At 48.5% G+C, this 18,333-nt stretch carries 20 protein-coding genes; 11 read left to right on the top strand and 9 right to left on the bottom strand.

The window, feature by feature from the left end; translation table 11 throughout:
- Window positions 1-72: 72 nt before the first annotated feature.
- The 4 genes from hda to dapA all read right to left on the bottom strand — a co-directional run bounded on the left by hda (window position 73) and on the right by dapA (window position 3,890).
- Window positions 73-768, bottom strand: a complete 696-nt coding sequence (gene hda, locus ACYVIC_RS13200; protein WP_460860691.1) for a DnaA regulatory inactivator Hda — start codon at window positions 766-768, stop codon at window positions 73-75.
- Complete coding sequence (locus ACYVIC_RS13205; RefSeq protein ID WP_460860636.1) at window positions 768-1,823, bottom strand: DUF2066 domain-containing protein; 1,056 nt, start codon at window positions 1,821-1,823, stop codon at window positions 768-770. The genes hda and ACYVIC_RS13205 overlap by 1 nt, the downstream gene beginning before the upstream one ends.
- Window positions 1,824-1,887: 64 nt before the next feature.
- The gene (bamC, locus tag ACYVIC_RS13210) at window positions 1,888-2,844 is read right to left on the bottom strand and encodes an outer membrane protein assembly factor BamC (RefSeq protein WP_460860638.1); all 957 of its coding nucleotides are present in this window, start codon (window positions 2,842-2,844) and stop codon (window positions 1,888-1,890) included.
- Between the two features lie 161 nt (window positions 2,845-3,005).
- Window positions 3,006-3,890, bottom strand: a complete 885-nt coding sequence (dapA, locus tag ACYVIC_RS13215; RefSeq protein WP_460860640.1) for a 4-hydroxy-tetrahydrodipicolinate synthase — start codon at window positions 3,888-3,890, stop codon at window positions 3,006-3,008.
- Window positions 3,891-4,073: 183 nt separating this feature from the next.
- On the opposite strand from dapA, the gene ACYVIC_RS13220 reads away from it, so the two are divergent.
- The 4 genes from ACYVIC_RS13220 to ACYVIC_RS13235 all read left to right on the top strand — a co-directional run bounded on the left by ACYVIC_RS13220 (window position 4,074) and on the right by ACYVIC_RS13235 (window position 8,329).
- Complete coding sequence (locus tag ACYVIC_RS13220) at window positions 4,074-4,601, top strand: glycine cleavage system transcriptional repressor (protein WP_460860641.1); 528 nt, start codon at window positions 4,074-4,076, stop codon at window positions 4,599-4,601.
- Between the two features lie 13 nt (window positions 4,602-4,614).
- Complete coding sequence (gene bcp, locus ACYVIC_RS13225) at window positions 4,615-5,079, top strand: thioredoxin-dependent thiol peroxidase (RefSeq protein ID WP_460860643.1); 465 nt, start codon at window positions 4,615-4,617, stop codon at window positions 5,077-5,079.
- A 110-nt stretch (window positions 5,080-5,189) separates the two neighbouring features.
- Window positions 5,190-6,296, top strand: a complete 1,107-nt coding sequence (locus ACYVIC_RS13230) for a PQQ-dependent sugar dehydrogenase (protein ID WP_460860645.1) — start codon at window positions 5,190-5,192, stop codon at window positions 6,294-6,296.
- 8 nt (window positions 6,297-6,304) lie between these two features.
- Window positions 6,305-8,329 (top strand): TonB-dependent receptor family protein, encoded by a 2,025-nt coding sequence (locus ACYVIC_RS13235; RefSeq protein WP_460860647.1) that lies wholly within the window; start codon window positions 6,305-6,307, stop codon window positions 8,327-8,329.
- 23 nt (window positions 8,330-8,352) lie between these two features.
- Here the strand turns inward: ACYVIC_RS13235 and ACYVIC_RS13240 are convergent, their stop codons facing one another.
- Window positions 8,353-9,435 (bottom strand): AI-2E family transporter, encoded by a 1,083-nt coding sequence (locus tag ACYVIC_RS13240; protein ID WP_460860649.1) that lies wholly within the window; start codon window positions 9,433-9,435, stop codon window positions 8,353-8,355.
- A 198-nt stretch (window positions 9,436-9,633) separates the two neighbouring features.
- On the opposite strand from ACYVIC_RS13240, the gene bepA reads away from it, so the two are divergent.
- Genes bepA through ACYVIC_RS13260 form a run of 4 tightly spaced genes read left to right on the top strand, consistent with a single transcriptional unit; the run spans window position 9,634 to window position 12,446 of the window.
- On the top strand, window positions 9,634-11,070 hold the full coding sequence (gene bepA, locus ACYVIC_RS13245) for a beta-barrel assembly-enhancing protease (protein WP_460860651.1): 1,437 nt from the start codon (window positions 9,634-9,636) through the stop codon (window positions 11,068-11,070).
- 32 nt (window positions 11,071-11,102) lie between these two features.
- Window positions 11,103-11,447, top strand: a complete 345-nt coding sequence (gene arsC / locus ACYVIC_RS13250) for an arsenate reductase (glutaredoxin) (RefSeq protein ID WP_460860652.1) — start codon at window positions 11,103-11,105, stop codon at window positions 11,445-11,447.
- The gene (gene wrbA, locus ACYVIC_RS13255) at window positions 11,447-12,025 is read left to right on the top strand and encodes an NAD(P)H:quinone oxidoreductase (protein ID WP_460860654.1); all 579 of its coding nucleotides are present in this window, start codon (window positions 11,447-11,449) and stop codon (window positions 12,023-12,025) included. The genes arsC and wrbA overlap by 1 nt, the downstream gene beginning before the upstream one ends.
- 25 nt (window positions 12,026-12,050) lie before the next feature.
- Entirely contained in the window at window positions 12,051-12,446 is a 396-nt protein-coding gene (locus ACYVIC_RS13260) for a DUF2069 domain-containing protein (RefSeq protein WP_460860656.1), read from the top strand.
- Here ACYVIC_RS13260 and ACYVIC_RS13265 read toward each other — a convergent pair.
- Both ACYVIC_RS13265 and ACYVIC_RS13270 read right to left on the bottom strand, forming a co-directional pair.
- Window positions 12,443-13,216, bottom strand: coding sequence for a substrate-binding periplasmic protein (locus ACYVIC_RS13265; protein WP_460860658.1), 774 nt, complete (start codon window positions 13,214-13,216; stop codon window positions 12,443-12,445). The genes ACYVIC_RS13260 and ACYVIC_RS13265 overlap by 4 nt on opposite strands.
- Window positions 13,217-13,275: 59 nt before the next feature.
- A complete protein-coding gene (locus ACYVIC_RS13270) occupies window positions 13,276-14,466 on the bottom strand; it encodes a DNA recombination protein RmuC (protein ID WP_460860660.1) in 1,191 nt (396 codons plus the stop codon).
- 77 nt (window positions 14,467-14,543) lie between these two features.
- On the opposite strand from ACYVIC_RS13270, the gene ACYVIC_RS13275 reads away from it, so the two are divergent.
- Window positions 14,544-15,122 (top strand): LON peptidase substrate-binding domain-containing protein, encoded by a 579-nt coding sequence (locus ACYVIC_RS13275; protein ID WP_460860662.1) that lies wholly within the window; start codon window positions 14,544-14,546, stop codon window positions 15,120-15,122.
- Here ACYVIC_RS13275 and ACYVIC_RS13280 read toward each other — a convergent pair.
- Together ACYVIC_RS13280 and queE are read right to left on the bottom strand one after the other, a co-directional pair.
- Window positions 15,113-15,523, bottom strand: a complete 411-nt coding sequence (locus ACYVIC_RS13280) for a hypothetical protein (RefSeq protein ID WP_460860664.1) — start codon at window positions 15,521-15,523, stop codon at window positions 15,113-15,115. The genes ACYVIC_RS13275 and ACYVIC_RS13280 overlap by 10 nt on opposite strands.
- A complete protein-coding gene (gene queE, locus ACYVIC_RS13285) occupies window positions 15,524-16,189 on the bottom strand; it encodes a 7-carboxy-7-deazaguanine synthase QueE (protein ID WP_460860666.1) in 666 nt (221 codons plus the stop codon).
- 112 nt (window positions 16,190-16,301) lie between these two features.
- Between queE and queC the strand changes: the two genes are divergently transcribed.
- Window positions 16,302-16,958 (top strand): 7-cyano-7-deazaguanine synthase QueC, encoded by a 657-nt coding sequence (queC, locus tag ACYVIC_RS13290; protein WP_460860668.1) that lies wholly within the window; start codon window positions 16,302-16,304, stop codon window positions 16,956-16,958.
- Between the two features lie 107 nt (window positions 16,959-17,065).
- The gene (locus tag ACYVIC_RS13295; protein ID WP_460860669.1) at window positions 17,066-18,316 is read left to right on the top strand and encodes a dicarboxylate/amino acid:cation symporter; all 1,251 of its coding nucleotides are present in this window, start codon (window positions 17,066-17,068) and stop codon (window positions 18,314-18,316) included.
- Window positions 18,317-18,333: the final 17 nt, after the last annotated feature.

Here is an 18,333-nt window from a genome sequence, read left to right on the forward strand (position 1 = left end):
CCGGTAATGATACACCAGAATAGCGGCTAAACGCATGCTACTGTGGCATTTTTTCGACAATTTGCAGTGATTTTACTGCAAAATTTCTTTCAGGAAGGGAATCGTTAGCTTGCGCTGGTGCACTATGCTGGCTTTATCCAGCTTATCCAGAGTAGATACCAGCGCGCGAATGTCACGATCCTGATGGTTTAGCAGATAACGCGCTACCTCATCGGGCAAGTCCATACCGCGCAAGCGGGCTTTTTGCTGCAGCAGCTTTTGCTTGTCATCGTCGGTTAATAACCGCAGCTGAAATGCTGTGCACGCTTGTAAACGCGACACCAGATCAGCCAGTTGTAAGCCGAGCATAGGCGGCGGCTCATTGCCAACGATCAGTAATGCTTTACCTTGCTCTTGCATCCGGTTGTATAAATCAAACACTGCTGTTTGCCAGCTTAACTCACCGGCAATAGCCTGAATGTTATCCAGGCAGACTAAATCCAACTGCTCTAAATCATCCAACAACCGCGGGTTTAAACTGCGGCAGTCATCCAGAGTTACCAACTGGCTGGTTAACCCCTGCTCTTGCGCCTGTACGCAGCTGGCATACAAAAGATGGGATTTGCCACTGCCACTGGCACCAAACAAATACACTGGTCGTTGCTGTTGCGGTAATAATAAATAGCTTTTTAAAAAAGCCACGGCCGCAGACTGACCTGCAGCATAAAAACTGTCCAACGTTTCATCTTCTGGTAAGGTCACCGCCAGTGTATATTGCAAAGGCTGCATCAAAGCTTTGTATACTCCAATGTCGCCAATACCGGCACAACTGACAAATCAAGTTGTAGCTCATTTGGCTGAGGTTTCAAGCGCAGCTGCGGATTAAATCTCAGAGCACTTAGTAGCCCCGTAGCATCTATACCGCTATTAAGCGTATAGCGGGCACAGCCATTTTGATAGGCACTAATAGTGACGCCAGATACGCCGACTAACTGTTGCAGTATTTTTTGTACCTGCACCAGGCTAGCCAAATCCATTAGGCCATTTATTTGCAGCACAAACTGCGAAGGCGTTGCCGACAATACAGTAGCGTAGTTTGCCGCCAGTTGTTGCGCTAATTTCCAGGCAAAAGCCTGCATCAACGCTGTTTCATTTGCTGCACTGACTTCATCACGTTGTACGCGGCCATTATAATTGCGCTGCCAGGTCAGACGATATAATACGTCAGCATCTTGTTGCAGTTGCTCGAGCGTAGCAGCAATGACTACGTCAGCCTTGTAACGTGCACTGGCCTGATCCAACGGTTGCCAGAACCCAGCCCAAACATCTGTCTCACTCAGGCTCAGTAAATCATCTATGTCGTACAATGGCAGCAGCAGTGGCAAAGCCGTCTGCGTAAAAGCTTGCTGCAGCGCCTGATTAGCCGGGTGCGTGCTTTGTCGCACAAACTGTCGCTGTGAACCCTGCTGTTCAACTAACCAAATCAGAATATCCGGCCGCAACGCGCCCCATACAGCAATATTATTTTGCTGCAGTAACTGATTAACTTTACCGGCGTCCAGCAACACCCGCATCCGGTTGCCATCGGCACTGCGTAAAGCTTCAAATTGTTTTATGTAACCGGCGGCCCGGCGCATTTCCTCTTTAATCTGCGCCTGCTGATAAATGTTTTCCTGGCCAGAAACTTTGGCCAGCACCTGGCGAAAGGCGTCTTGCTGCCATACTGATGCTGATGAGGTAGCAGCAACGTCTGCCTGATACAAATCGTTAACCTGCCCGGCAGACAATGCCTGCGATAGCAGTATTGCCAGACACAGCAGTACTCGTTGATATAGGCTTTTCATTGCACAAGTCCTTCGGCTGGCCACAAAGCACTGCCACCACAGGGTGGCTTTAGCGGTTTAAATATTACAAATCAATCTGGGCAAGACGTATCGCCTGAACAAAAGGTTCATGCAACGCCAGCACGGTTTCAGCATCCAGCTGTCCACCGTCTTTATCACGTAAACTTAATGCCGTCAGATTACTGCTACGACTTAACACCAATTGATATTCCCCGGCAGGCACAGGTAACACTGGCTTTGATGCAGAGCCCCACAACTTAGACCATAAGCCGGGTGTGGTTTTTTCATAGTTAAGATAGAAAGTGTAAGCGGAACGGTTACGATCGGTTACAGTTAAATCCAGCTCACTAAACAACGCTTCCAATTGTGACCAAGTCACATCCAATGGTTGTGTTGTCAGCAGCGCAGGGTTACCTTCAGCGTCCATTCCAGGTTCCAGCGCCACATCTGGGGCTTTAGCCTTGTTTGCTATTGCATAGACGATTTCTTCTTTACCCACGCGGTCAATTATCTGGTTAAGCAAAGCTACTTCCTGCCGCTTTACATCATTGGCAGCCAAACTGGCCGATGGCGTAAAATAGTGGTGTTCAAGCATAGTAACCAACATGCTCGCTGAGCGGCCATGGCTTTTAGGCTCAATAGTGATTTTGAAACGGGCTTGTTCTGTTTTTTCTTCTGCAGACCAAAACCAAAAACCGGTTTCACTGGAACGGCCGATCCAGCCAGTATGATACTCAAGTTCTTGCTCATCTTGCGGCGTTAACAAAACACCTTGCTCAGCAAACTGGGTTTGCAAAATGGTTTGTAAAAACGGCACTAAATCGCCCGTTGTTTCAGAACGATCAAACCATACCCGACTTTGCCGCTCGCCTTCTTCAACCCTACTGCTTGCTGCCGTCGCCAATACTAATACCGGCGAACGGTTATCAATAAAGCCGGCTTTCGCAGAGGCGTCAGGTATATCAAACTCACCGGGCTGCGAAGGCTTTTGCAATCCTGACGGAACGACCAGCGGTTGCATCTTGCTTCGTTCCGCATTTTGCGCTGGCGCAGGCTGAAATAAAGAACATCCCGACAGCATCACACTGGCTAACACACTATACTTAACCCAATATTGCACTTTACTACTCCTGATTTGGCGGCATAACACTGTTTTAGTGTTAGTTGTTACAGTCCTGACGTTCATGGTAACGCTATGCCAGCCTGCGATAATGCTTGTTCGATTACACTACAATGAATTGGTTCCAGTTGGGTGAGTGGTAAGCGCATCATATCACTGTCAATCAGGCCCATCCTTTTCAATGCCCACTTAGTCGGGATCGGGTTAGACTCAATAAATAAATCCCTGTGCAACGCTTGCAGCGTATCATCAATGCGATAAGTGTTTTCAGCATCGGCTTTAAGCGCACTGCGACAGAGTTCAGCCATCGCTTTGGGCGCCACATTGCTGGTAACCGAAATAACACCGTGGCCGCCTTGTAAGATAAATTCTGCGGCGCTGGCATCATCACCGCTTAAAAGTAAAAAGTCTGTTGGACACTGTTGCTTAAGTTCAGCCAACCTGACCATGCTGCCCGTCGCTTCTTTAATGCCAACAATATTTTTAACTGCAGCTACCTTTGCTACCGTTTCTGGCAACATATCCACTCCTGTGCGCCCAGGTACATTGTATAACAGCACAGCTTTATCTGTCGCAGCAGCAACCGCCTGATAGTGTAATATCAGCCCCTTCTGTGTTGGCTTATTATAGTATGGCGTAACGGTTAAAAACCCATCGATACCCAATTCAGTCAACGTTTTAGTTTTAGCCACTGCGGTGGCGGTATCATTTGCACCGTTGCCAGCTACTAGCGCAATTCGACCTTTTACCTGCGCGATAACTGCACGTATTACATCCAGTTGCTCGTCAAACGAAATGGTTGCCGCTTCACCGGTGGTGCCCATCAGCACCAGGCCCTCGGTGCCGTTTTCAAGATGAAAATCCACCAAACGCTGTAAGCCGGGGTAGTCGATATGCCCCTGTGTTGTCATCGGCGTAATAAGCGCAACCCAACTTCCTCTGAACATCTTTTAAGCAGCCCTGTTGTTGTATAAGGGCGCCTATGTTAAAGAGACACCCGACTAAACACAAGTCGGCTGAGGCATCCTTGTGGTTTCGACAAACTAATGACTTAATCTGGCGGTATGTTACACTTTTGACCGGCGACATACGCGCTGCTTACAAATTGATGTTCATTGGATTTTCAAATTATGCCTCAACAACTTGTCGTCACCGCCATTGGCACTGACCGTACCGGTATAGTCAGTAAACTGGCGCGTCTGGTAACCGATTGCAATTGCAATATTATTGACAGCCGTATGGCGATTTTCGGCGGTGAATTTACTTTTATTATGCTGTTATCCGGCGATGTTGCGGCAATAAGCCGGATTGAACATTTACTACCTGGTCTGGGATTAGAACTTGATCTGACAACCATGACAAAACGTACCAGTGCGCACAAACGTAAAGCGGTGGCTGCACACTACGTGTTGGAGTACACCGGTCCAGACCGTGTCGGCACGCTAGGTACAATTACCGGTTTACTTGCCAGCCGCAGTATTTACATTGGATCGTTGCAATCAGCCAGTAGTACTATTGCTGATGATACCGAGCCCCGCATGCACACCATTATGACGCTGGAGTTACCAGAAGGTGAGCAGCCAGAGCAAATAGAAGCCGATGTGCTGGCTTTATTGCAGCAAATGAATTTATCCGGCAGTTTTCATGCCCAAACCTGATTCGGAGTAGTATATGAATTATCTGAGCAAGGGTGCGACGGCACCAGATTTTACCTTACAGGACCAAGACAATAACCCGGTTCAACTATCAACATTGTTAAAACAACAGCGTGTACTGGTGTATTTTTACCCGAAAGCCATGACGCCAGGCTGCACTGTACAAGCGTGCGCGCTGCGCGACGTTAATGCTGAGCTGGCAAATAAAGGTGTTAAAGTTGTTGGCATAAGTACCGACGCTGTCGCCCGGCTGGCTAAGTTTGCTGAACGTGACAAACTTAATTTTACCTTACTGGCCGATGAAGACCATAAAATAGCCGACGCCTTTGGCGTGTGGGGCGAAAAGAAATTTATGGGTAAAGTGTATGATGGCCTGCATCGTATCAGCTTTTTGATTGCACAAGACGGCACAGTTGAGCAAGTGTTCGATAACTTTAAAACCAAAGACCATCATCAGGTGGTAATGAATTATCTGAGCTGACAGCATTATTATATCTCATATAGGCGGCGGTTGGTCCGACAAACGACAGCCATTCTGGATAAACCTTGCTATGGTTAGCCACAAAATAAAACTTTGTGTTGGAGCATCAGATGATAAAAACCTTTATTAGTGCAGGCTTGCTTGCCCTGCTTAGCACAGCAGCACACTCAGCTACAGTCAGTACAGAAAAAACCACCTTGCAAATCGACACTGTTGTATCAGGTCTGAAGCACCCTTGGGGTATGGCTTTTCTGCCGGATGGCCGCATGCTGGTTACTGAGCGTAATGGTGGCATGTTGCTGTTAAGTTCGGACGGCAAAACAAAAATTACGCTCAGTGGCCTGCCTGATATCGCAGCCAGTGGCCAGGGCGGTCTATTAGATGTTGTCCTGGCGCCCGATTTTGCCACAAGCAATACCGTGTATTTCAGTTACAGTGAACCCGGCACAACTGGTAGCAGCACCGCAGTCGCCAAGGCAAGCCTTGGTGATAACGCGTTGGAAAATGTCAGCGTGGTATTTAGCCAACAGCCTAAAGTTAATGCCCGTCATCATTTTGGTAGCCGTTTAGTGTTTGATACCAGTGGTAATTTGTTTATCACCCTGGGTGATCGCGGTAGCCAGCGTGCAGAAGCACAAAACCTGGCAAACCATATCGGTACTGTTGTGCGGATAACTACAGATGGCGCAGCTGCACAAGGCAACCCGTTTACTGAGCAAGCCGGTGCTAAAGCTGAAATTTGGTCTTATGGCCATCGCAATATTCAAGGCGCGGCGCTTCACCCGACGACGGGAGCATTGTGGACCCACGAACACGGGCCACAGGGCGGTGACGAAATTAACATTGCTGAAGCAGGTAAAAACTACGGTTGGCCGGTTATAACCTATGGTGAAGAATACGGCGGCGGTGTTATTGGCAAATCTAAACAAGATGGCCTTGAGCAACCACTGCATTATTGGGTGCCTTCAATCGCGCCAAGTGGTATGGCATTTTATAGCGCTGAGCTATTTACTCACTGGAGCAATAACCTGTTAGTCGGGTCATTAAAGTTTGGCCAGTTAGTTCGGTTGGAGCTGGACGGTAATAAAGTCAGCCATGAAGAACGCATAATTATTGGCCAACGTATCCGCGATGTGAGGCAAGGCCCGGATGGCGCGGTTTACCTGCTTACAGACAGTTCTGATGGCGAGATCCTGCGCTTAACGCCAGCGAAGTAAGCACGTTTATGACCATTAAATCTTATGCCGGCAAGCTGAGCTTGCTGGCCCTGGCGTTGCCATATTTATTTAGCCGTAGCGTACAGGCCGACACTGAAATAATTATTGTAAGTGCCACTGAGCAGCGTGAAAGTTGGCTTGCCAGCCCCGCATCTGTTGAACTGAGTACTGCTCCAGAACAAGGGATCCTGATCGACAGCGCACAATTATTCAACACTATCAGCGGTGTGCAAGCCGACAGTCGGGCCAACTTTGCCCAAGATACACGCATAAGCATTCGTGGTTTTGGTAGTCGCAGCGCTTTTGGTATCCGCGGTTTACATATACAACAGGACGGCATTCCGCTGTCCACCCCGGATGGCCAGGGTCAGCTGTCTAGTGTATTGCTCGACAACATAGCCCGGGTAGAAGTGTTAAAGGGGCCGTTAGCGGCACTTTACGGCAACGCTTCCGGTGGCGTTATTTCACTATACAGTCAAGACCCGGCACAAAGTGCGTTGGCTGTCAGTGTAGCCGGCAGCGGGCAACACCGGCAGTATCAGTTGCATGCTGATTGGGTCAGCGGTGATAGCAGTCTGAGCACCGCCCTGAAACAATTTACCACTGAGGGCTACCGCCCGCACTCTGCAGCTAAAAAGCAACAGGCCCAATTGCTATACCGCACCGCACTGGCAGAAACTGCGAAGCTTACAGCCAGGCTGGACTACGCCAGAGATCCACAGTTGCAGGACCCGCTGGGGTTATCCCTCGCTGACTGGCGTCTGGACCCACAGCAAACCAACGCAGCAGCAACATTATTTGATACAGAAAAACACAGCCGTCATCGCCAGCTCAGCGTTAACCTCACTGATTACCGTGATACCGAACTATGGCAGCTAAGCAGTTGGCTTGGCGATCGCAGTATCGGCCAGCGTCTGGCTTTTACCGGCAGCGCGCTATCCTCAGCTGGCGGTGAAGTCGCCTTACAGCGCACTTTCAGTGGCATCAGCGGCAGTTACCGGCTAGCACAGGGTACGTATTATCAACTGCGCATGGGCGGAAGTGTGGTACAAAGCGATGACGACAGACAAGGCTTTGTCAATGACTTTGGCCAACGTGGTGCTATGCGCCGCGATCAAACTGACAGCGCCGATAATACGGATATGTTCGTCCGTTTTAACTGGCAACCGGCAAAGCGCTGGCAATTGCAGGGAGGCTGGCGTTACAGTCAGCTGCAACTGACCGTTGCCGACCGCTTTATCAATGCTAATAACCCGGATGACAGTGGCAGTAAACGTTTTTATAACCAGGCTCTGGCGCTGGGGCTCAGCTATCGGATCCATGATGACGTAAGCGGCTTTGTCAGTGCCGGTCGCGGCTTTGAAAGCCCAACATTGGCAGAAATTGCCTATCGTAGTGATGGCAGCGGGGTAAATCTGGCATTGGATGCCAGCACCAACCGGCAATGGGAAAGCGGTATTAAGTGGCTATACAGCAGCACAAGTGGCAGTGTCAGTCTGTTTAATATCACAACCGACAATGAACTGTTAGTAGACAGCTCAACCGGCGGTCGCACCAGCTATCGCAATGCCGCCAAAACCAAACGTTATGGCACAGAGCTGCAACTAAACTGGCAGCAAAATGCTTATCTTCGGCATCAACTTAACGCTCACTATCTGACAGCTCAGTTTGCTGATGCAATACTTGATGGCAAGCGTTTACCCGGCGTAGCAAGTCGCCAATTACATTGGCAACTGCAGTACCGGCCGTGGCAAACTGACACAGTATTAGCATTACACAGCCAGTATCGCAGCAAGGTATATCTGGATGATGCTAACAGCAACTCTGCACCACCGGCAGTAGTCTTTTCTGTAAGCGCCCGCCAGCGCGAGCAATGGCAGCAACTGACACTGGACTACTGGCTGGCACTGGATAATCTTACTGACAAAACCCATGTTGGCTCAGTAATTGTTAATCAGAGCAATGGCCGTGCAATTGAACCGGCGCCGGGACGTCAATTCAGTGCCGGCATCAGCGCAAGTTTTTCCTGGTAGTTACACAGCAGTACGCTTAGACGTTACTGCTGTGTTTCCGTTTCATCTGCATGTGGATGCACCCTGCCCGACCAGGCATTTACAGTGGCTTTAACCAACGAGGCCAGCGGTATCGCGAAGAATATTCCCCAAAAACCAAACAAACCACCGAAAAACAACACAGCAATAATAATAAACACCGGATTCAAATCAACGGCTTCAGAAAACAACAGTGGCACGAGTAAATTACCATCCAGCGCTTGAATAACACCGTATGCCAACATCAAATAACCAAACTCAGCGGTTGGCCCCCACTGAAAAAACGCCACTAACGCCACAGGTAAAGTGACAACAGCAGCACCAATATAAGGTATCAATACCGACAACCCAACCAACACTCCCAGCAACAATGGATAGTTCAAGCCAAAAATTGCAAATACAATGTAGCTGACGCTGCCAACGATAAGGATTTCAAGCATCTTGCCACGGATGTAGTTCATAATTTGCGCATTCATTTCATGCCAAACCTGCCCTATCAACTTGCGCTCTGTCGGCAAAATTTGTACAAAACTGGCGGTCAGTTGTGTCTTGTCTTTTAGCATAAAAAATACCATTAACGGCACCAACACCAGATAAATCAGCAGTGCAACCAGGTCAACAATCGACGCAAGAGATAGCTCCAGCATGTTGCGGACGAATGTCATTACGCGTTCGTCTACCGAATGCATCAGAATGTTTACCTGTTCGACGCTGACTACGCCGGGAAAATTTTCCGGCAACTCCATCATATAGCTCCGGCCCTGCTCAATCATTTGTGGCAAGTCACGCAGCAGATTGCGCCCTTGGTACCAAAAAATGGGGATAATCCACATCAGCGTCAGTACCGTCAGCCCCAAAAACCCTGCCACAACAGCGACAGTGCTGACAGCACGTGATAGTCCCAACCGGCTTAAGCGAACTACCGGCCACTCCAGTAGATAAGCAAAAGCAATCGCTACCAGCACCGGTGCCAAAATGCCACTTAACCAGTAAACCGACATAAAACCCATCAACAGTAACAAAAACAAAGTTACAACCTGAGGGTCTGAAAACTTATGCGCATACCATTTTTTTAACCAATCAAGCATGCAAAAACTCCCACAGCAGAACCAATAAATCAGATGCGTTGCAGTATACCGAAGATATAAGTCATTTTGTCAGTTAACTGCCTGTTGTAGCGAAATATATGATAGATTACTGCTCAGTGAAGCCGGAACTTATCGTCATCAGAGCAGCCAAAGCCAGCAGTAATGAAACTTATACAACTTAAGTCAGGTGTACAGACAATGACTCTTTTTGCAGTAACTAAAGCCGTATTATTCTGCATGCTGATACTGCCACTGGCATCAGGCACTGCTGCCCTGCCCGATTTAGGCGGTAATGCGTTCAACACCATCACCCCGGAAAAAGAAAAGCAGCTTGGCGACGTTATGATGCGCCAAACCCGCGGCAGCTTGCCTATGGTGTATGACCCATTGCTGGACGAATATATCAATGCGTTAGGCAATCGTCTGGTTGCGCGCGCCAATGACGTAAAGTTTCCATTTAAGTTTTACTGGGTCAACAACAAGAACATCAATGCGTTTGCAACCCTGGGGGGCAATATTGCCTCTCATACCGGCACACTTGCCGTAGCCGACAGCGAAAGTGAATTTGCTTCAGTCATGGCACATGAAATTGCCCATGTAACCCAACGTCATATCGCCCGTTTTGTCGAAGCGCAAAATCAACGGGCACCTTTAACTCTCGCCGGTGTACTCGGCGCCATAGTTCTGGCAACAGTAAACCCCGAAGCAGGTATGGCAGCGATGATGGCAGCCCAGGGAGCCGCGCAACAAAGCGCGATAAATTTTACCCGAGGCAATGAGCAGGAAGCTGACCGTATTGGGATGCAAATACTGGCTGAAGCCGGTTTTGATCCCTATGCTGTGCCAGAATTTTTTCGCAAACTTACCGAACAAAGCCGTTTTGTAAATCAACAGCTGGCATTTTTACAAACCCACCCGTTGTCACAAAGCAGGGTCAGTGATACCCGTTTAAGGGCCGAGCAATTCCAGCAACGTTTTATACCAGATAGCCAGGATTTTACCCTGGCTAAAGCCAGAGTGTTGGCTCGGTATCACTATAACAGTAAAGATGCCGAACAACTTTTTCGTAAAAAACTCAGTGAGCCCGGTGGTAATACCAAAGCCAATCAGTATGGCCTTGCCATTACATTATTAGATAGCGAACAATATGACAAAGCGCGCCCACTGATCGAGCAATTGCTGGCAAAAGATGAACATAATTTATATTTTATTGATGTCTACACCGATATCTTGCTTGGTATTAAAGCTTATCAAACCGCGTTAAGCATGCTGGAACAACAGTATTTAATTCGCCCTAATAACCTGGTTGTCACACTTAACTATGCCAATGTCGCGCTGAAATCCGGCGCAAACCGTTTAGCAATACATTTATTAAAAAACCTGCTGTATTACAAAAACGACAGCATTCTGGCATATGATCTATTGTCTGATGCATACAAAGCTATTGACGATATGGCCAGGTTTTACGAAGCCAGAGCAGATTTAAGCTATCAATTGGCTAACTACCCAAAAGCTATCGACGATCTTAACGAAGCACTAAACCATCTAACGGCGGACGATAAATTGGAAAGCCGGCGCCTGGAAGCTAAGAAAAATCAGCTGCAAACCGAATTTGATCGGCTGCGCCGCATGTAATACCCAGCACCAACTAATACACAGGACATGTCATGTTAAAAATTTACCATAATCCACGCTGTTCCAAGAGCCGTGAAACGTTAGCCTTGCTAGCTCAGCATGCTGAAAAAATTGATATTGTCGAGTACCTGAAAACACCACCTTCAGAAGAGGAAATAACGTCATTGCTGACCATGCTTGGCTTAACTGCACGGCAATTAATACGCAGCAAAGAGCCTGAATACACCGAGCTTGGCCTGGACAGTCCCGCACTGAGTGAACAACAGTTAATTAGTACCATGGCCCTCAACCCTAAGTTAATAGAGCGGCCGATAGTAGTACACGGTAACAAAGCCGCTATTGGCCGGCCGGCCAGTAATGTACTGGCCATTTTATAATGACAGCCTGCGTACTTATTTTATATTATTCACGCCACGGTGCTGTTGCCGCCCTGGCCGATAAAATCGCTATCGGCGTTCAGCAGGCCCAGGCTACAGCCATGGTTCGCAGTATTCCACCACTGCAGGCAGAACAAGTCAGCCGCCATCCTCAGGTAACACAGCAAGAGCTCATAGACTGTGATGGTCTGGCATTTGGCAGTCCGGTACGTTTTGGCAATATGGCAGCAGAAGCAAAGGTCTTCTGGGATAATACCAGCGGCCTGTGGTTACGTGGTGACCTGATAGACAAACCTGCTGGTGTATTTACCTCATCTGGCAGTTTACATGGCGGTAATGAGGCGACGTTGCTCAGCATGAGTTTACCGCTACTACATCATGGCATGCTGTTAACCGGTATCCCTTACAGCGAACCGGAGTTACATCAGACAAAAACCGGCGGCACACCTTATGGCCCCAGCCATGTCAGCGGACATTTGGCAGACAATAAACTTAGCCAGGACGAGCAGAAACTGGCAATTGCCTTTGGCAAACGTCTGGGCAAGCTGAGCACACAATTAAAACTACATCGAGGTTAGCATGCAAAGTAGTAACGCAGTGCCCATGTCAGCGCAAACCGCGCGCTTTTTATTTCTTGGCCGGCTGGGTTTTTTCGGCTTATTGCTGTTACAACCAATGTGGATCCTGTATCTGGCACCGCCAGAGCTGGGTAACCCCTGGGTTTTGTTGACACTGCTATGGCTACCGTTATGGTTTCCTTTATATGGCATTATCAAAGGCCATGCTTACACCCTGGCCTGGGCAAACTTTGTGGTAATGATTTATTTTCTGCACAGCCTGACGCACTTATGGGTTAGTGATGGTGTGCGCCAATTATTGGCGCTGATAGAACTAATACTGGCCAGCATGATGTTTATTGGCTGTACTTATTATGCCCGTAATCGCGGTCAGGAACTGGGTTTAAAAATTCCCCGCTTAAAAGACGATCCCCGGCATTAACGCGGATACTCTGCCACCGGAGACTGCGCACTATTAGTGCCCATATAAAATGCCAGCCGTTGCTGAATAAAGCCGCTTTGCACCAATTGGGCAAAGCCGGCTGTAAGCTCGATAACTTGTCTGGGGTTGTGCTTACTGATGGCACAGTAAACGGCTGGCGGTTCAGACCAAAGCGGATCAGCCGCAAAACTATTATCTGCTGACGTATTAACATAAAAATAATAAGACAAGTCTACCGTCATTACCACGTCTAACCTGCCATGCTCTAACCGCAGCAAATTGCTCTCCAAAGAATGAGCATCATCGCGGATCACGTCACCAAGTTTAAACACTTGCTCCAGCTCAGGATAGGTAAAGCCGCGGGTGGTGCCAACCCGCTTACCCGCCAGATGCTGCACTGCGGTAATAACAGCACTGTCTTTACGCCTTACCAATAATTGCTGCGTGGTAAACAGCGCGGCCGTCCATTGCAAGCTGTCTGGCTCAGCCACCCAATCCGGACTGAGAAAACAAGCTAAATCTGCTTCGCCGCTTTGTAGCCAGGGCTCAACCCGGCTGCGGGGTAAGTTCAGGTAACTTACAGCTCTGCCCAGGTTGAGCCCCAGCTCATCAATGATGTCTTTACTTAAACCGGCTTGTAACACTTTATCGGCATTAAAAATGGCATAAGGTGGTGTGTTGGTTTCACTGACAACAGCTCTGATTGGCTGCGTAGCAAAGGCCGCAGTGCCTTGAAAAAACAGTAAGAACACCAAGCAACCATTTCGCATAACCGGCTCCCTGCTTTACTACAAAGCATGACACATTTAGCAATATGCTTAATATCAGCCTAGTCGCTTTCTTCCAGCCATTCCACTTTTTCTATTTGGCTAAACCTGTTGCTTATTTTGTGTGCTGAAGTATGGATTTGCTTAACATCCGTCGCGGCTTGATCAATGTGCTTGGCCAGATTATCAAACCGGCCACGAAAGCGGTCAAAATCTTCAGCCAGTTTAATTAAATGCTCCTGAATAAGGTGCACCTGGCGGCGGGTAGCATCATCTTTAAGTACGCTGCGAGCTGTAGTCAGCACCGCCATTAAGGTAGTAGGTGATGTCAGCCATACCCTGCGCCGGTAAGCCTCTTCAACAATGTCGGCGTGATAAGCATGCAGCTCGGCAAAGATGGCCTCTGCAGGCAAAAACATAATGGCACCGTCGGCGGTTTCATTGGCAATAATGTATTTGTCGGCAATATCATTAATATGCTTTTTAATATCCAGCTTAAACTGGCGCTGCGCTTGTTTGCGCTCTTCTGCGCCATATTGCGGATCGGTCATCCTTTTATAACTTTCCAACGGGAACTTGGCATCAATGGCAATATCACCGCTGGGTTTGGGTAAAAACAACATACAATCGGCAATACGGCCGTTACTTAATGTGTGCTGCAAAGAAAAATGCTGCTCCGGCAGCACATTGCGAATAAGCGCAGTTAATTGCACCTCGCCAAAGGCGCCGCGTGATCGTTTATCGGCTAACACCTCCTGCAAGCTGACAACGTTGCTGGACAGCTCGGTAATTTTCTTTTGCGCGTCATCAATCAGCGCCAGCCGTTTTACAATATCAGTAAAGGTTTGGTTGGTTTTTTCAAAGCCTTCACTTAAGCGCTTCTCTACCTGACCGGCAATGTCCTTTAAGCGCTGATCGATACTTTGCGTAAGCTGTTTTACCTGCTCAGCCAATATAATGGCTTGCTGCTGCAGGTTTTTACTCAGTTCAAAACGTGCCGCTTGCTGGGTGTCGGTTATTTTTTGTAATACCTGCAGTAAATGATCCTGTTGCTGCTGCTGTAGCTGCTGACGCTGACTATGTAATTGCTCTAGCATCTGCTGGTGCAACTGCGCCTGCTGCTGCATCTGTTCTAACTTAAACAGGCTGAGCAGCTTGCTAACATCAGCGCGACGCAACAATAGCCACAGCAACAGTAAAACATTCAGCGTTAATAACCCGCTAAGCAAATAAAACCAATACTCTGTAATCATAAAACCCCTGTAACAGCAAACCAGTGTGATACCCCTCGCGTATAAGGAGTGAACTATACAACTTTATCAGCGGTACTATGAAACAACTGGCGTTATTTCCGTTAAACAGTTTTCTCTTACCTGAAGGACGTATGCGTCTGCGGATTTTTGAACCCCGTTATGTGCGGCTGATTAGCGAAGCCAGTGCCGGTAAACGCGACTTTGCCGTGGCGCAGATTAACCCTTATGTTAGCCAGTCACATCCAGACCGAATTTTACCACTTGCCACCCGGGTTTATATTGAAGATTTTGAACAGCTCGATGACGGTCTGCTGGGCGTTACTATTGTTGGTGTGGAAAAAGTACAGATAGTAAATCGCTGGCAAGAGCACGACCAGCTTACTGTCGCCGACGTTAGCATACTGGATAATTGGCCTGCGCTAGCTGTAAGCGACGAGTATCAGCCACTTATTCAACAAATGCAGAAGTTGCTGTTACAGTATCCTGCGTTAAAACAGCTTTATCCCAGCCCTAAATACCGTGACGCTTCCTGGCTGGCATCACGCTATCTGGAAATCCTACCGATGCAACCAGCGCTAAAACAGCGCTTAGCCCTTGAAGACAGCCCCGCCCCCTGCCTGGACAGTTTACAGGCGTGGTTATCACATCAAGCCTGAGCATTGCTTATGCGGTCATAGGCCGCCTGTTCATCATCAAGAATAATGGCCACGACCTGCCAACGATCACTGCATTTTTGCAACGTATAAGACGTATGGCAGGTAAACAATATGTCGTTGTCAGCGTTATAAAAACGCCAATACAAACTAACAAATTGCAGTTGTTCCGACAAACGCAGTTGATGCTGCAGCACAAAATCAGCATGCACAACGCCTCGTGAACGGTATTTCTGTACGGTAGAAAGCACATGCTGATGCAGACAGGTACTGTCTGTCAGTAGCGTTTTGTGCTCGCCGTCGAGCAGTAAACTTGGCGTTGCGACTAAGTGTTCAAATTGCGCTACTTCAGCAGAAATATATGCCTGGGCATAGTCATTGAAAAATCGCTCTACCGTTTGCATTTAGCTGATCCCCAAATATTTATGTACCTGCACACTTAAGCGCCAGTTATGTTGTTTACACATCGCTATAGCCAATTCTGTGGCGCGGCGCTGCTGACTTATTGGCTGTAAATAAATCAGCTTAGCTGCCGTGTCAGTGTGTTGCAATAACTGCAACAGCTCATCAATATGTTTCTGCATCGCCACCGGGTGCTTTATCTCGTTTGCCCGGTCCAGCGCACTTTGCAGTACTTTATAGCCACCGGCCATATTCACTTTGGGTGACACTGTAACCCAGGTTTGTGCCGGCGCTTTAATATCAAAGGTACCACTGGTTTCAATTTGTGTGGTGTAGCCGTTGCTATGCAGCGCATCACACAACGGAGTTAAATCATACATGCAGGGCTCACCTCCGGTGATCACTACATGCCTGGCCTGGTAGTCCTCGCGGGCAAACAAGGCAATTAAATCCTCAGCACTGACGCCAGCCCAGTGTTCCGTCTCCGCAGTTTTAATTACAATATCACCCAGCGGTTGGCGCAGCGCATCTTTGATTTCCCAGGTGTGCTTGGTATCACACCAACTGCAACCCACCGGGCAGCCTTGCAAGCGGATAAAAATGGCCGGCGCGCCGGTAAAACTACCCTCGCCCTGAATAGTTTCGAAAACCTCGTTAACTTTATACACTCTGTGCTTTGCCCTTTAGCCTGCGGCTGATTTACTGTACAATGCGCGCCCCGCAATGCTTGGCGGGCCATGTCGCAAAATTTGAGTTGTATTATACAAGAGAGAGCCTGCTATGCCGAACAAAGTTGTGGTGATTTATTCCGGTGGGATGGACTCCTTCACCGTGTTACACAAAGCGGTGCAGGCCGGCCATGATGTTTATGCGCTGTCGTTTAACTACGGCCAACGTCATGTCAAAGAGCTGCAATGTGCGGCACAGGTGTGTCAGGAGCTGAGTATCAAGCACAAAATTGTCGATATCTCAGCCATTAACCAACTGTTAGCTGGCTCATCACTTACCGACAATATTGATATCCCGGAAGGCCATTATGCCGCCGACAATATGAAATCAACCGTAGTACCGAACCGCAATATGATTTTATTGTCGTTAGCGGTGGGCTATGCCGTTTCTATAGGTGCCAACCAAGTGTATTACGGCGCACACAGCGGCGATCACTTTATTTACCCGGACTGCCGGCCGGAGTTTGTGCAAAAAATGCATGATGTTTGCCAGATTGCCAACTACGAGCCTGTCGATATTATCAGCCCGTACTTAGCACAAACTAAAATTGAAATTCTGGCCGATGGTCTGGCCATGGGGTTGGACTACAGCAAAACCTGGACTTGTTACAACGGCCGCGAAAAAGCCTGCGGTAAATGTGGCTCTTGTCAGGAGCGCTTGGAAGCTTTTACGCTGAATAACACCACTGACCCACTGCCCTACGAATAAGCAGCCAAACCGATCCAGAACAGCTGGTTATAACATATAGAAAAGCGGCCTTGTGGCTGCTTTTTTCGTCTCTATAATGTCAAAATCTTATATTATGGCAGTAATTTATGTTTAGTTTTTGGTTTGCTATCCCATTTTGGCAAAGGGTGCTTGGTGCGCTGTTGCTCGGCGTGACTACCGGTGTGCTGTTGGGCGAAACGGCTACAGTATTTAAACCACTGGGCACCCTGTTTATTAACGCCATCCGCATGTTAGTGGTGCCACTGGTATTTTTTGCCCTGATCAGCAGCATTACCTCACTGGCCGACAGCGGAAAAATGCAGAGGTTGGCCTTTAAAACCGTTGGTCTGTTTTTGTTTACCGCCTTTGTTGCCAGTTTAATTGGCTTAGCTGTCGGCTCGTTAATTAATTGGGGCGATGCCGTGCAACTTACTGCGGCTGAAGTAAAACCGCGCGATATTCCGCCAGTTGCTGATGTGCTAACTAACCTTATCCCCACCAACCCGCTGGCGGCGATGGTAAATGGCAATATTTTGCAAATTATTGTATTTGCATCGTTAGTGGGTATCGCCATTAATCAACTGGGTGACAAAGCTGCACCGATGAAAAAGGTGCTGCTTTCCGGCGCCGATATTATGTACCAGATCACCCGTATGGTGCTGGAACTCACCCCGCTGGGTGTTTTTGGCTTAATGGCCTGGGTGGTGGGTAACTACGGTCTGGACACCCTGCTGCCGCTGGGTAAGTTCATTCTGGCTATTTACCTGGCCTGCGTCATCCATATTCTGTTTACCTATGGCGGCCTGGTTAAGTTGTTTGGCGGTATGCGCCTGCGAGATTACTTTAAAGCCATTTTACCGGCGCAGTTAGTCGCCTACAGCAGCGCCAGCAGCTACGGCACCTTGCCGGTAAGCCATAAAGTGGTTACCGAAAATTTAGGCGTGTCAAAAGATTACGCCAGCTTTGTGCTACCACTGGGCGCCACCATAAATATGGACGGCTGTGGTGGTATTTATCCGGCGATTGCGGCCATTTTTATCGCTCATTTGTACGGTATTGAATTAGCGGCTGTAGATTACCTGTTGATTGCCGGTACCGCTACGCTGGCCTCGGTTGGCACCGCCGGCGTACCTGGCACGGCCATGGTTATGCTAACGGTAACCTTAAGCGTGGTAGGTTTGCCTATAGAAGGTATTGCGTTTATTGCTGCGGTAGACAGGATTGTCGATATGATGCGCACCGCCACCAATGTCACCGGTGATACCATGGTAGCGCTGGTCATCGGCCGCTCTGAAGGCCTGGTTAATGCTCCACTTGATGCCACCGCCGGGCAGGATAGACCCGCAGCAGCGTCTTAACGCTCACTGCTGCGGGT

The sequence above is a fragment of the Rheinheimera gaetbuli genome, assembly GCF_054781935.1.